Origin of the sequence: Variovorax sp. AB1(2024) (assembly GCF_037482385.2) — a bacterium.
Classification (GTDB): domain Bacteria; phylum Pseudomonadota; class Gammaproteobacteria; order Burkholderiales; family Burkholderiaceae_C; genus Variovorax.
This window is the reverse complement of record NZ_JBBHKP020000001.1, coordinates 2048467-2062719: the sequence shown is the minus strand read 5'-3', so window position 1 is coordinate 2062719 and position 14253 is coordinate 2048467. Positions and strand designations below refer to the sequence as shown.

Genomic DNA, 14253 nt, shown 5'->3' with positions numbered 1-14253 from the left:
CTACTTGCCGCTTTCCTGCATGAGCTTTTCAAGCTTCACCGCGTCGGCCGCGAAGGCGCGGATGCCTTCGGCGAGCTTCTCGGTGGCCATGGCGTCTTCGTTGAGCGCGAAGCGGAAACCGGCTTCGTCGTAGCTCACCTTGGGCGCGTCGCCCTTGGCCGCGGCCTTGGCGTCGAGCGCATGTTCGAGCGGCTCGTTGCTGGCGGCCAGCTCGGCCAGCAGCTCGGGGCTGATGGTCAGCAGGTCGCAGCCGGCCAGCGCCTTGATCTGCCCGACGTTGCGGAAGCTCGCGCCCATGACTTCGGTCTTGATGCCGTGCTGCTTGTAGTACTCGAAGATCTGGCGCACCGACTTCACGCCGGGGTCGTTCGCGCCGGCGCTGGCGGCCTCGTCCCACTTGGCGCCGGCCGTCTTCTTGTACCAGTCGTAGATGCGGCCCACGAAGGGCGAGATGAGCTGCACGCCGGCCGCACCGCAGGCCACGGCCTGCGCGAACGAGAACAGCAGCGTCAGGTTGGTGCGGATGCCCTTCTGCTCGAGCGCGCGCGCGGCCTCGATGCCTTCCCACGTGGAAGCCACCTTGATGAGCAGGCGCTTCTCGGTGTCGATGCCTTCGGCCTTGTAGAGCGCCACGATGCGCTCGCCGCGCGCGATGGTCGCGGCGGTGTCGAACGACAGGCGGGCATCGACTTCGGTCGACACGCGGCCCGGGATGATGGAGAGGATTTCGGTGCCGAAGCGCACCAGCAGGCGGTCGATGACCTCGTCGAGCGGCTTGCCCGCGTGCTTCTTCACGGTCTCGTCGAGCAGCGGGCGGTATTCGGGCTTCTGCACGGCCTTGAGGATCAGCGACGGATTGGTGGTCGCGTCCTGCGGCTTGGAAACGCTGAGTTGCTTGAAGTCACCGGTGTCGGCGACGACGGTGGTCCACTGGCGGAGGGCATCGAGTTGGTTCATGAAATCATTATCCTGTGCGGGTTATGACAAGTCCTGCACGCAGTTGCGCGTTGGCCGATGTTTTCATGCGCACCGTAGCACGGGTTTCCGCGCGGCTCCATCAGCCTGATGCCCGTGGGGTTGTCCGCTTCTTCATGGGGCGCGTCCGGCCTCCTCGCCCTACAGCGGCTGTGGTCCGCGACTGACGGCCGGGCGCCCGCCCCCCACTTACCCTGAAGCGGATGCTGAACTTTTCCATCCCTTCCAGGAGTGCCCCATGACCCAACGCCCGCGCCCCACGGCGCCCGCCGTCCGACCTTTCGACGACCGCCGCACCAGCCATGCGATCGGCGCCATGGCCACGGCCTTCGTGGTGGGCGGCGTCGCGACCTGGCTGGCGCTGGGGGCGGCGCGCACCGCACGTGCCCAGCCGGCCGGCCCGGCTGATGGCGCTCCGCTGATGCGCGCGCCGCTGCAGGTGGTGGCCCCGGTCGACCTGCAGCGCTATGCCGGCATGTGGCACGAGCAGGCCCGCCTGCCCAATCGATTCCAGAAACAATGCGCCGGCCCCGTCACCGCCGAATACACGCCGCAGCCCGACGGCACCGTGCAGGTGGTCAACCGCTGCGTTCGGGAGGACGGCAACTTCGACGAGGCCGTCGGCACCGCGCGCGTGGTGCCCGTGGCGGGACAGCCCGGCGCGGGCCGCCTCGAAGTGCGCTTTGCGCCGGCATGGCTCAGCTGGCTGCCGCTGGTGTGGGGCGACTACTGGATCCTGAAGCTCGACCGCGAATACCAGGTCTCGCTCGTCGGCACGCCGGACCGGCAGTACCTCTGGGTGCTGTCGCGCGCGCCGCGGCTCGATGCTGCGGTGCTCGAAGCCGAACTCGACTACGCCCGCAGCCTGGGGTTCGACACCGACAAGGTCGTGCTGACCGGCAGGTAACGCTGCAGCTGCGACGGCAGCATGGCCGGCGAGGTGCAATGGATGGCGTGCCAGCCGAAGGCACGGGCCATTTCCACGTTGGCGGCGGAATCGTCGATGAACACCGTCTGCTCGGGGTCGAGGCCATGGCGCATGGCCAGCACCTCGTAGATCTCGCGCTCCGGCTTGAGGAATTTCACGTCGCCCGAGAACACACCGCCGTCGAAGCGCCGCATGAAGGCATGCCGGCGCTCGATGGCCCTGGCGTAGGGCGCGGGCATGTTCGACAGGTAGTACAGCCGCAGCGGCTGGCCGGCTTCGCGGTATTCCATGAGCTGCTCGAGCATGGCCACCGTGACCGGGATGGGCTCCAGCCGCTCGCCCAGACCCTGCAGCATCGCGTGCAACGGCTCCGGCGGCAGTGCCAGCCGGGCCGACATGCGGGCGATGGCGTCATCCAGCGTGCGGGTGCCGCAGTCGAAGCCGGTCCAGTCGTCGTGATGGAAAAGCGCCCGCCCCATCGCGGCCGCGGCGGCCTCGGTGGGTGCATGGGACGCCAGGTGAGCCTGTACCAGGCGGGCGGGCTCCCATGCGAACAGCACGGCGCCCAGATCGAAAACCACGTTCATGGCGCCATTGTTTCATGCGCCGGGCACCACGCTCACGCCGTGGGCTCCCAGGGACAGCGTCGCCTGGGCACCTGCGGCCAGCGGCCGCGACAGGTCGGTCGACACCACGAAGACCGGCCCCAGGGTGGTGTCGAAGCCATATTCATAGAAGCTGCCCAGGTAGGCCGACTTGCGCAACGTGGCCGGCAGGCCGTCCGCCGCGCCGTGGGCGCCGATCTGCCAAGCCTCGGGCCGCACCGCCACCTTCACCGTGCCGGGCGCCACCGCGTAGCGCGGCTGCAGGCGCAGCGGCCCCAGCGCCACGCTGCCGTCGGCCTGCGCCGTGGCGGGAAACACCATCGCCTCGCCCATGAAGCCGGCGACGAACTCGCTCTCGGGCCGGCCGTAGAGCTGCTCGGGCGTGCCGCGCTGGGCGATCACGCCATGGTCCATGACGATGATCTGGTCGCTCACGGCCAGCGCCTCGCTCTGGTCGTGCGTGACGTAGGCCACCGTGAGCTTCAGCCGCTGCTGCAGCGTGCGGATCTCTTCGCGCATCTCGCGCCGCAGCCGGGCGTCGAGGTTGGACAGCGGCTCGTCGAACAGCAGCACCGCCGGCTCCAGCACCAGCGCGCGCGCCAGGGCCACGCGCTGCTGCTGGCCGCCCGAAAGCTCGCTGGGCAGGCGCTCGTCGAAACCCACCAGGCCCACGCCGCGCAGCGCCTCGCGCGCCCGCGAAGTGGCCTCGTCCTTCTTCACGCCGCTCATGCGCAGGCCGTAGCCCACGTTCTCGATCACGTTCATGTGCGGGAACAGCGCATAGCTCTGGAACATCATGCTGACGTTGCGCTCGGCCGGGCCCAGCGTGGTCACGTCGCGGCCGCCCATGAAGATCGAGCCCGAGGTCGGCGACTCCAGCCCCGCGATCATGCGCAGCGTGGTCGTCTTGCCGCAGCCCGAGGGGCCGAGAATGGTGGTGAGCGTGCCCACGGGCACCTCGAAGCTGATGCCCTTGACGGCCAGCGGCGCGTTCTTGTCGGTGCCGTAGCGCTTGGTGACGTTGCGGAATTCGATGCCGTTGCTCATGTGTTGTTCTCCCGTTTCAATGCACCGGCGCGGCCACCACGGGTGCCGCTCCCGCCTTGCGCCGCCCCAGCTTGCGCTCCCCCACCACCCACTGCACCAGCGCAATCGCCAGCGACATCAGGATCATGAGCACCGTGCAGTAGGCCAGCGCAATGCCGTAGTCGCCGTTGCCGACGCGGCCGATGATGTAGGTGGTGGCCAGTTCGTTCTCGGCCGTGACCAGGAAGATCACCGCGCTCACCGTGGTCATGGCGCGCACGAAGCTGTAGACCAGCGCGGCCACCAGGGCGGGCTTGAGCAGCGGCAGCACCACCTTGAAGAGCGTCTGCGAGGTCGATGCGCGCAGCATCAGCGAGGCTTCGTCGAGCGAGCGGTCGAGCTGCTTGAATGCCGCGGTGCCGGCGCGCACGCCCACCGGCAGATTGCGGAACATGAAGCACAGCACGATGATCAGCCCCGTGCCCGTGAGCTCGAAGGGCGGTACGTTGAACGCCAGGATGTAGCTCACGCCCAGCACCGTGCCCGGAATCGCGAAGGCCAGCAGCGCGCCGAACTCGAAGAGCCCCTGCCCCTTGAACTCGTTGCGCGCCAGCAGCCAGGCAATGAGCAGGCCCAGCGCGGCGGTGATCGGCGCCGAGATGCCCGCGAGCTTGAGCGTGGTGATCAGCGAGTTCCACGCCGTGCCCGCCCACACCAGCCCGAACTGCCCCCACTCCAGCGCGAAGGCGCTCTTGAAGTGGTTCAGCGTGAAGCTGTAGTCGCGCCCCCAGGTCTGCACGAAGCCGCCCGCGAAGGCGAACAGGTAGACCACCGCGGTGAACGCGATCCACGGCATGGCGATGCAGTAGATGGCGCGGCGCACGCCGTCGGGCAGCGCCATCGCGATGCCGGCGTCGCCCTTGCCGCTCACGGTGGTGTAGTTCTGCTTGCCCAGCAGGCCGCGCTGCAGCGCGAACACGCCGAGCGCGAACAGCGTGAGCACCCAGGCCAGCGAGGCCGCGCGGCCCTGGTCGTACTGCGCGCCGACGATGGCGAAGAAGATGTCGGTCGACAGCACCGAGAACTGCCCGCCCACCACCACCGGGTTGCCGAAGTCGGCAATGCTTTCGATGAAGCCGACCAGGAAGGCATTGGCCAGCCCGGGCTTCAGCAGCGGCAGCGTGATGGTGAAGAAGGTGCGGCGGCGGTCGGCGCGCAGCATCTGCGCCGCCTCTTCCAGGCTGGGCGCGATGCCCTGCACCACGCCGCGCATGATCATGAAGGCGATGGGCGTGAAGGCGAACAGCTGCGCCACCAGCACGCCCGGCATGCCGTAGAACCAGCGTGTGGGCTCGATGCCGAACACGCTCTCCAGCACCTGGTTGACGATGCCGGCGCGGCCGAACAGCAAGATGAGCCCGAGCCCCACCACGAAGGGCGGCGTGATGATCGGCAGCAGCGCCAGCACCCGCAGCGCGCCCTGCCCGCGCTTGCTGCCGCGCTCGGCCATCAGCGCCATCAGCGTGCCCAGGAAGGTGGTGCCGGCGGCCGTGAGCAGCGCCAGCACCAGCGTGTTCCAGGCCACGCCGCAGCGCACGCCGCCGCTCAGGCAGCCCAGGCCCCAGATGCGTTCGGTGAACACGCGGGCGACGAAGGCCGTGATCGACCACTGCCCGTCTTCATTGAAGAAGGCGCCCGACAGCGCCTTGCTTACCGGGTAGGCGATGAACAGCGCCATCAGCACGCCGCAGCCGACGACGGCAGCCGCCACGAACAGGTCGCCCTTGAACAGGCCCAGCCGCGCGATGCCGAAGGCCATCAGCAGCACCAGGGCCGTGAGCGCCACGAAGCCGCCCGCGCCGATGCCGAACTGGTTGACCGCCAGCTCGCCGAACTGCGCGTTGAGCGCGGCAAAGCTCCAGCCGCGCGCACCGATGGTGAAGCCCGCCACCGCCAGCCCGAGCGCGCCTGTCAGCCCACCCGCCAGCAGCCATCGCCCTTGCGCCTTGCCGGCCGGCAGCCAAGCGCCCACGGCGCACAGCAGCAGCCCCGCCAGCCCGATGAAGAGCCAGCCGCGCCCCTGCGTGGCCGCCTGCATCAGTCCGTTGGCGCCCTCCGCCTGGCTGAACACCTGCGGAACGGCTTCGTACCAGGTCGAATCCTGGATCGCATACCAGGGCAGCAGCAGGTAGGCCGCCAGGCCCAGCGCGACCCATGCCCAGATCCAGCGCTGCGAACGCCGGGCGGCGGCCAGCGACGCCGGATTGACCGGCGCGCCTTCGATAGCGCGCGCTTCCACTTAGCGGGGCAGCGAATTGACGTCTTTTTCCCAGCGCGCGATCAGGCGGCGGCGCTCGGCGCTGGCGCCGTACTTGGCGTAGTCGTAGTTGATGAACTTGATCTTCTTGAAGTCGGGAATGCGCGGGTCGAGCTTGGCGTTCACGTTGCTCGGCAGCTGGAACTGCTTGTTCGCGGCGCCCAGTTCCTGCGCGGCGGGCGTCAGCGCCCATTCATAGAACTTCTTGGCGGCGTCGAGGTTGCGTGCTCCCTTGATGATGCTCATGGAGCCGATCTCGGCGCCGGTGCCGTCGCTCGGCGTGATGGTCTCGACCGGGAAGCCCTGCATCTTCTCGCCGGGGCCGTCATGCACGAAGCTGATGGAGATGGCGGTTTCGCCGCGCGCCACCGCCTTGATCGGGCCGGTGCCCGAGCGGGTGTACTGGCCCACGTTCTTGTGCAGCGCCTTCAGGTACTCGAATGCCTTGTCCTCGCCCATCATCTGCACCAGCGTGGCGATCATGGTGTAGGCGGTGCCGCTCGACGCGGGGTTGGCCACCTGGATGTCGCCCTTGTATTCGGGCTTGAGCAGGTCGGCCCAGGTCTTGGGCACCGGCAGCTTCTTCTTGGCCAGCAGCTCGGGGTTGTAGCCGAAGCCCAGCGGGCCCGAGTAGATGCCGACAGTCTTGTAGCCCGACTGCTTGGCCTGCTGCTGCGCCCAGGGGTGCAGCTGCGACAGCGTGGGCGACTTGTATTCGAGCGTCAGGCCCTGTTCGGCCGCCTGCAGGTGCGGGTCGCCGGTGCCGCCGAACCAGACGTCGGTCTTGGGGTTGTCCTTCTCGGCGATCAGCTGGGCCAGCGCCTCGCCGGAACCCTTGAGCGCCATGTTGATGCGCACGCCGGTGGTACGCGCGTAGACGGTGGAAATCACGTTGCACCACTCGGCCTGGACCGAGCAGATGACATTGACGGTCTGCGCCGACGCCGCGGCCGACAGACCCAGCAGCGCGGCTGCGGTAAAAAGCTTGCTCTTCATTCGAAATCTCCACCTCGGCATAAAAAAATGGCCTTGCGGCCGTGGTGCAGCGTAGCTTTAGTACAGGTCTCGCGAATCGGTACAAGTACCATCGCGACTGGCACATCGGCCTGCTCGGCACTCAGACAAAGGAAAGTTTTCTCATGAGCTTCGATCTCGTTCTGTTCGGCGGTACTGGCGACCTCGCATGGCGCAAGCTCATGCCCGCGCTGTTCCAGGCATTCCGGCACGGCAGCCTGCCGCAAGACGGGCGAATCATCGGGGTGGCTCGCGACGATCACTCCGACGACCAGTACCGCGAGCTCATCCAGTCGCGCTTCAATGCGGTCGAAGGCGCCAAGCGGCCCTCGCCCGACGAGTTCAAGAAGTTCGCGTCGATGCTGCACTACCTGCGCATGGACCTGTCCAAGACCGAAGACTACGCGCGCCTCTCCGAACTGCTCAAGCAGCGCGACGCCGACACGGTGGTGATGTACGTGGCCACCGCGCCCGCGCTCTTCACGCAGGTGGTCGAGCAGATCGCCGCCGCCGGCATGAACGGCCCCAGGACGCGCATCGTGCTGGAAAAGCCGCTGGGCCACGACCTGGCTTCCAACCGCGCCATCAACGCGGCCGTGGGCAAGGTGCTCGAGGAAAAGCAGGTCTTCCGCATCGACCACTACCTGGGCAAGCCCTCGGTTCAGAACCTGTTTGCCATGCGCTTCGGCAATGCGCTGTTCGAGCCCATCTGGCGCCGCGAGCACATCGCCAACATCCAGATCACCATCGCCGAAGACCTGGGCGTGGAAAAGCGCGGCGCCTTCTACGACCAGACCGGCGCGCTGCGCGACATGGTGCAGAACCACGCGCTGCAGCTGCTGTGCGCCATCGGCATGGAGCCGCCGATCAACTCGCACGCCGACGCCATCCGCGACGAAAAGCTCAAGGTGCTGCGCGCGCTGAAGCCCTGGACGCCCGAGAGCCTGAGCCTGCACGCGGTGCGCGGCCAGTACACGGCCGGCACGGCCTACGGCGAGCGGGTGCAGGGCTACCGCGACGAGCCGGGCGTGAATCCCGACAGCCGCACCGAGACCTTCGTGGCGCTGCGCACCGAAATCGCCAACTGGCGCTGGGCCGGCGTGCCCTTCTACATCCGCACCGGCAAGCGGCTGGCCTCGCGCGACGCGCGCATCGAAGTCAATTTCAGGCCCACGCCGCACGCCATCTACCGCGCGCCGGCCGGCAACGTGAACAAGTTCGTCATCAACCTGCAGCCCAAGGACGGGCTGGAGCTGCACATGCTCGCGCAGGCCCAGGACAACCGCCAGCGCAGCAACGGCAACCAGAGCTCGGCCAACCAGCTGGCGCCGGTGCAGCTGGACCTGGACTTCGACAAGCGCTTCGGCGCCGAGCGCGTGGGCGCCTACGAGCGCCTGCTGCTGGACGTGATCGACGGCCGGCTCAACCTGTTCGTGCGCAGCGACGAGCAGGAAGAAGCCTGGCGCTGGGTCGAGCCGCTGATCGACAGCTGGGAATCGGACGGCGGCCCGCGCCCCTATGCGGCCGGCACCTGGGGCCCGAGCGCGTCGAGCGCGATGATCGCGCGCGACGGCTTCTCCTGGGGCGAGGAGCAGTAAGGCCAGCTCGGGCCCGGGCCGCGCTCAACCGAACTGCAGGCAACGCATGCTGAGCGTGCCCGACTGGAACCCCTCGTAGACCGTCTTCGCGCGCTCGCCGCTGCTGGCCGCGCCAAGGGCGTAGAGAAACGGGTAGTAGTGGTCGGGCGTGGCCACCGCGGTCGACGCGCCTTCGAGCTTGGCGTAGTCGACCAGCGCGCGGTCGTCGCGGCCGGCCAGCGCGGACTTCACCGCATCGTCGAAAGACTGCGCCCACGGGCGGCTGGCGCTCGGGCCGTCCGGCGTTCCGCGGTCGGTGGCGCGCAGGTTGTGCACCACGTTGCCGCTGCCCATCACCAGCACGCCCTTGTCGCGCAAGGCCGCCAGATCCCGCCCCACCGCATAGTGGAAGGCCGCCGGCTTGTCGTAGTCGATGCTGAGCTGGAACACGGGCACGTCGGCCTTCGGGTACAGGTGCTTCAGCACCGTCCAGGTGCCGTGGTCCAGGCCCCACTGGTCGGTGCCGATCACCGGCGCCTGTTTCACCGCGCCGACGGTTTCCCGCGCGAGCGCCGGGTGGCCGGGCGCGGGGTATTCGACGTCGAACAGCGCCTGCGGGAAGCCGCCGAAGTCGTGGATGGTCTTCGGCCGCTCCTGCATGCCGACGCCCGTGGCGCCCCGGCTCAGCCAGTGCGCCGACACGCTGAGGATGGCCGACGGCCGCGGCAGCTCCCGCCCCCACGCCGACAGGCGCCGCGTGAAGGCGTTGTCGGTGATGGCGTTCATGGGCGAGCCGTGCCCGATGAAGACGACCGGCATGCGCCGCGTGGCCGCGCCGGCGGCCTGCACGCTGCAGGCCAGGGAAGCCAGCACGGCGGTTGCGCCAAGGGCGGTGCCCATGAGGAAGCCGCGGCGGCCCAGTTCGGAGCTTGCAAGAGTGGTCGTGATCGGCATGGCGGCACTCTGCAACAGTTTTCTGCGCAAGGCGGTGCCTTTGCGCACACTTTTTCGAAGATGGGCGGCCGCCGCGCTAGATGCGCCCCTCTTCGACCGCGTGGCAAGCCACCTGCACGCCCTTGATGCCCAGCAGCTTCGGCCGCTCCGCCGAACAGCGCGCATTGGCATGCGGGCAGCGCGGATGGAAGGCGCAGCCCGTGGGCGGGTTCAGCGGATTCGGCACCTCGCCCTGCACCGGTGTGCGGGAGCGGCCGGTGTGCTTCATCTGCGGAATGGCGTCCAGCAGCATGCGCGTGTACGGATGCTGTGGCGCGGCAAACAGTTTCTGCTTGTCGGCCACCTCGACCAGCCGGCCCAGGTACATCACGCCGACCTGGTCGGCCACGTGGCGCACCACCGCGAGGTTGTGCGAGATGAAGAGGTAAGTCAGGCCCTGCTCGCGCTGCAGGTCCTTCATGATGTTGAGCACCTGCGCCTGCACGCTCACGTCGAGCGCCGAGGTGGGCTCGTCGCACACCAGGAACTCGGGCTGCGTGGCGAGCGCGCGGGCAATGGAAATGCGCTGGCGCTGGCCGCCCGAGAACTGGTGCGGATACTTGCTCATGTCCAGCGGCGACAGGCCGACCGACTTCAGCAGTTCGCCCACGCGTTCGCGCAGTGCGGCCTTGTCGCTGATGATGCCGTGCTCGCGCAGCGGCTCGCCGATGATGTCCTCCACGATCCAGCGCGGGTTCAGGCTCGCGTAGGGGTCCTGGAAGATCATCTGGATGCGGCGGCGCAGCTTGCGGCCTTCGGGGGTCTTGAACGCGGCGTGCGCGTCCTGCCCGTCGAACTGCAGGCCGCCGCGCGTGGGCGCATACAGGCCCACCAGCAGGCGGGCCACCGTGCTCTTGCCGCAGCCCGACTCGCCCACCAGCGCCAGCGTCTTGCCGCGCTCTATGGAGAAGCTCACGCCGTCCACCGCATGCAGCAGCACGCGCGGCTTGCGTTCGAGCACGCGGTTGAGCCAGGGCGGCGAAACGTCGAAGGTGCGGGCCAGGTCGTGGGCCACCACCAGCGGTTCGCCTGCCGCGGCGGGTGCGGTTGCGTTGCCGCGGGGTTCGATCACTGCTGCGCTCATCGCGTCACCTCGCTCAGGGGTTCTGCCGCTTCGGGCGTGGCGCGTTCGCCGGCCGCCAGGGCGTCGTGGTGCCGCGCGGCCAGTTCGGCCTGGCCGGTGTGCGGGTCGGTGGCGTCGTGCAGCCAGCAGGCGGCGCGGGTGGCGCCGGCGTGCATGAGTTCCGGCCGATCGGTCAGGCAGCGTGCAAAGGTGCGCGGACAGCGCGGGTTGTAGGCGCAGCCCGTCGGAATGGCGTTGAGCCGCGGCATGGCGCCGTCGATCTGGTTGAGCCGCTCGCGGTCGCTCGCCATGTCGGGAATCGATGCCATCAGGCCCGAGGTGTAGGGGTGCGCGGGCTGGTGGATCACCTCGTGCACCGGGCCGATCTCGGCGATGCGCCCGGCATACATCACGGCCACGCGGTCGCAGGTCTCGGCGATCACGCCCATGTCGTGGGTGATGAGCATCACCGCCGCGCCGCGCTCCTTGCAGATGCGCTTGAGCAGCTGAATGATCTGCGCCTGGATCGACACGTCCAGCGCGGTGGTCGGCTCGTCGGCCACGATGAGCTTGGGCTCGGCCGCCAGCGCCAGCGCGATCACCACGCGTTGCCGCATGCCGCCGGAAAACTGGTGCGGAAAGTGGTCGATGCGCTGCTCGGCGGCGGGAATGCCGGTGTCCTGCAGCAGGCCGATGGCACGCTTGCGGGCTTCGGCGTCGGTCACCGGCAGGTGCGCGCGGATGGTCTCGACCAGCTGCCGGCCCACGGTGTAGAGCGGGTTCAGCGAAGTCAGCGGGTCCTGGAAGATCGCGCCGATCTTGCGCCCGCGGATGGGCCGCATCGCATCGAAGCCGAGGTTGTCGATGCGCTGGCCATCGAGGCGGATTTCACCGCCCGCCACGCGGCCCGGCGCTTCGAGCAGGCCGATGATGGCCGCGCCCGTGAGCGACTTGCCGGCGCCCGACTCGCCCACCACGCCGAGGATTTCCCCGGGCGCGATGTCGAAGGAAATCCGGTCGAGCGCGCGCAGCGTGCCTCGGCGGTGCGGAAACTCGACGACGAGGTCTTTGACCTGGAGCAGCGTCATGGTGGCGTTCTCCTTCTTGTCTTCAGCGCAGGCGTGGGTTCAGCGCGTCGCGCAGCCAGTCGCCGAGCAGGTTCACGCTGAGCGCGATGAGCACCAGCATCAGGCCCGGAAACACCGTGATCCACCATTCGCCCGAGAACAGGTACTGGTTGCCGATGCTGATGAGCGTGCCCAGCGACGGCGAAGTCGGCGGCACGCCGACGCCCAGGAACGACAGCGTGGCCTCGGTGATGATGGCCGTGGCCACCTGGATCGTGGCCAGCACCATCACCGGCCCCATCACGTTGGGCAGCACGTGGCGCAGCATGATGCGCAGCGGCGCCACGCCGGTGACGCGCGCGGCCTGCACGTATTCCTTGTTGCGCTCCACCAGCGTGGAGCCGCGCACCGTGCGCGCGTACTGCACCCAGCCGGTCAGCGAGATGGAAATGATCAGCACGCCGAAGGCCAGCGACTCCTGCGCGTTGGGAAAGAGCGCGCGGCCGACACCGGCAATGAGCAGTGCCACCAGGATGGGCGGAAACGACAGCATCACGTCGCACACGCGCATGAGGAACGAATCGAGCCAGCCGCCGAAGAATCCGGCAACCAGGCCCAGCACCACGCCCACCACGACCGACAGCACCACCGACACGAGGCCGACGATCAGCGAGATGCGCGCGCCATAGATGACGGCCGAGAGAATGTCGCGCCCCTGGTCGTCGGTGCCCAGCAGGTACTTGGACGAGCCTTCGGCGCTCCAGGCGGGCGGCAGCCGCGCGTCGCCGAGTTCGAGGGCGGCCAGGTCGAAGGGGTTGTGCGGCGACACCCAGCCGGCGAACACCGCGCAGACCACGCAGACCAGCGCGATGAGCGCGGCGGCAATGGCGACCGGCGAGGTGCGAAAGCTGTAGCCGACATCGCTGTCGAGCCAACGGGCAAATGTTTTTTTCATCGTGAAGCAAATCCGCGTAAGGCCGCCGCCGGGCCGCCCCAAGGCGGCCGTGCCACCCCCTTTGGAGGGGGGTGGCGAAGTCACATGCAGCGCAGCGGAGTCAAAGCCGGGAGGCAGGCATCCTTACGGCTTGATGCTCATCCACTTGAAGTACATGAAGTTGTCAGCCAGCTGCACCAGCTCGACCTTCTTGCTCACGCCCCAGGCCAGCGACTGCTGATGCAGCGGCAGGTGGCCCACGTCGTCGGCGTGCATCTTGAAGGCTTCCTTGATCAGCTCGTTGCGCTTGGCCTTGTCGGTCTCCGACTGGATCTGCTTGGTCAGCTCGTCCAGCTTGGGATTGCAGTAGGCGCCCAGGTTGAACTGCCCGGTGCCCTTGTCGTCCGGGCAGGAGGTGAGCGAGCTCAGCGCGTTGTGCGCGTCGTAGGTGGTCGGGGTCCAGCCCAGCATGTAGAAGCTGGTGTCGCGGCGCAGCACCTTGGGGAAGTAGGTGCCCTTGGTCTCGGCCACCAGGTTGATCTTGACGCCGATCTTCGCGAGGCTGGACGCCACGCTCTGGCAGATCTGGCCGTCGTTCACGTAGCGGTCGTTCGGGCAGTTCAGCGACACCTCGAAGCCGTTGGGGTAGCCGGCTTCGGTCAGCAGCTTCTTGGCGGCTTCGACGTCATAGGGCAGGCGCTTGTCCTGCTCTGCGGTCCAGCCGTTGATGCCGGGGCCGACCAGCAAGGCGGTGGGGCGCGAGGCGCCGCGCATCACGGTGCGCTGGATGCCGGCGATGTCGATGGCCTGGTAGAAGGCCTGGCGGACGCGCTTGTCCTTGAACGGGTTCTTGCCCTTGATGTTCGAGTACTGCAGCTCGTCGCGCTTCTGGTCCATGCCCAGGAAGATGGTGCGCAGCTCGGGGCCGGTGATGACGCGGGCGTTGGGCGCGGCATTGATGCGGGCGATGTCCTGCACCGGCACGGGTTCCATCACGTCCACTTCGCCGGAGACCAGCGCGGCCACGCGGGTGGCGGGGTTGGCGATGGGCGTGAAGATGATCTCCTGCGCGTTGCCGTCGATCTTGCCCCAGTAGGTGCCGTTGCGCGTGAACACGGTGCGCACGTTGGGCTGGCGCTCGCGCACGCGGAACGGACCGGTGCCGTTGGCCTTGAACGAGGCAGTGTTCTCGATGCCCTTGCGGCGGTCGACCGGCTTGGTGGCCTGGTTTTCCTCGCACCACTTCTTGCTCATGATCATCGTCAGCGAGATCACGTCGGGCAGGATGGGGAACGGGCCGTTGGTCTCGATCTCGACCGCGAGGTCGCCGACCTTGCGCACGGCCTTGATGTCGCTCAGCGTGGCGCGCATGTCGGAGCCGTCGCCCTGGGCGCGCGCGAAGCTGAACACCACGTCGTCGGCGGTGAAAGGCGTGCCGTCATGGAACACCACGCCCTTGCGCAGTTCGAAGCGCCAGACGTTCGGCGAGGTCTGCTTCCAGCTGGTGGCCAGCAGCGGTGCGAGGCTCAGGTCCTTGTTGCGGCCCACGAGGGTTTCATACACGTTGGCGGTGACGCTCAGCTGCAGCGATTCGTTGAGCGAGTGCGGGTCCAGCGATAGCGCGTCCCCCTGGTTCGCGATGCGGATGGTCTGCGCGCCGGCGACCATGCTGACGGCGCTCAGGGCGCACAAAACGGCGGCCGCGGCCACATTCTTCTTGAAACTCATGGGAACACTCCTCGGGTTGGAATCAA

12 protein-coding genes are annotated in these 14253 nt (G+C 68.2%); 2 read left to right on the top strand and 10 right to left on the bottom strand.

What is annotated here, in order from left to right:
- Positions 1-957 (bottom strand): transaldolase, encoded by a 957-nt coding sequence (tal, locus tag WIX39_RS09615; protein WP_106935587.1) that lies wholly within the window; start codon positions 955-957, stop codon positions 1-3.
- 256 nt (positions 958-1213) lie between these two features.
- Here tal and WIX39_RS09610 point away from each other — a divergent pair, with 256 nt between their 5' ends.
- A complete protein-coding gene (locus tag WIX39_RS09610; RefSeq protein ID WP_106935588.1) occupies positions 1214-1882 on the top strand; it encodes a lipocalin family protein in 669 nt (222 codons plus the stop codon).
- Here the strand turns inward: WIX39_RS09610 and WIX39_RS09605 are convergent.
- From WIX39_RS09605 to WIX39_RS09590, 4 genes are read right to left on the bottom strand one after another with little or no spacing between them, the layout of a single operon-like run.
- The gene (locus WIX39_RS09605; protein WP_409194968.1) at positions 1828-2490 is read right to left on the bottom strand and encodes an HAD family hydrolase; all 663 of its coding nucleotides are present in this window, start codon (positions 2488-2490) and stop codon (positions 1828-1830) included. The two genes, WIX39_RS09610 and WIX39_RS09605, sit on opposite strands and share 55 nt — an antisense overlap.
- 12 nt (positions 2491-2502) lie before the next feature.
- Positions 2503-3555, bottom strand: a complete 1053-nt coding sequence (locus WIX39_RS09600) for an ABC transporter ATP-binding protein (protein ID WP_409194967.1) — start codon at positions 3553-3555, stop codon at positions 2503-2505.
- Between the two features lie 16 nt (positions 3556-3571).
- Positions 3572-5833 (bottom strand): ABC transporter permease, encoded by a 2262-nt coding sequence (locus tag WIX39_RS09595; RefSeq protein ID WP_106935590.1) that lies wholly within the window; start codon positions 5831-5833, stop codon positions 3572-3574.
- Positions 5834-6847, bottom strand: a complete 1014-nt coding sequence (locus WIX39_RS09590) for an ABC transporter substrate-binding protein (RefSeq protein WP_081268500.1) — start codon at positions 6845-6847, stop codon at positions 5834-5836. It lies immediately after the preceding gene.
- Between the two features lie 143 nt (positions 6848-6990).
- Between WIX39_RS09590 and zwf the strand changes: the two genes are divergently transcribed.
- A complete protein-coding gene (gene zwf, locus WIX39_RS09585) occupies positions 6991-8463 on the top strand; it encodes a glucose-6-phosphate dehydrogenase (RefSeq protein WP_081268501.1) in 1473 nt (490 codons plus the stop codon).
- A gap of 24 nt (positions 8464-8487) precedes the next feature.
- On the opposite strand, the gene ygiD is transcribed toward zwf, so the two are convergent.
- The 5 genes from ygiD to WIX39_RS09560 form a co-directional block, all read right to left on the bottom strand.
- Positions 8488-9396, bottom strand: coding sequence for a 4,5-DOPA dioxygenase extradiol (gene ygiD, locus WIX39_RS09580; protein WP_106937545.1), 909 nt, complete (start codon positions 9394-9396; stop codon positions 8488-8490).
- A gap of 76 nt (positions 9397-9472) precedes the next feature.
- Positions 9473-10519 (bottom strand): ABC transporter ATP-binding protein, encoded by a 1047-nt coding sequence (locus WIX39_RS09575; protein ID WP_081268502.1) that lies wholly within the window; start codon positions 10517-10519, stop codon positions 9473-9475.
- Entirely contained in the window at positions 10516-11586 is a 1071-nt protein-coding gene (locus tag WIX39_RS09570; RefSeq protein ID WP_106935591.1) for an ABC transporter ATP-binding protein, read from the bottom strand. The genes WIX39_RS09575 and WIX39_RS09570 overlap by 4 nt, the downstream gene beginning before the upstream one ends.
- Before the next feature lie 22 nt (positions 11587-11608).
- Positions 11609-12520: an ABC transporter permease gene (locus WIX39_RS09565; RefSeq protein ID WP_081268504.1), complete on the bottom strand. Its 912-nt coding sequence runs from the start codon at positions 12518-12520 to the stop codon at positions 11609-11611.
- 123 nt (positions 12521-12643) lie between these two features.
- Positions 12644-14227, bottom strand: coding sequence for an ABC transporter substrate-binding protein (locus WIX39_RS09560; RefSeq protein ID WP_106935592.1), 1584 nt, complete (start codon positions 14225-14227; stop codon positions 12644-12646).
- Positions 14228-14253 lie beyond the last annotated feature (26 nt).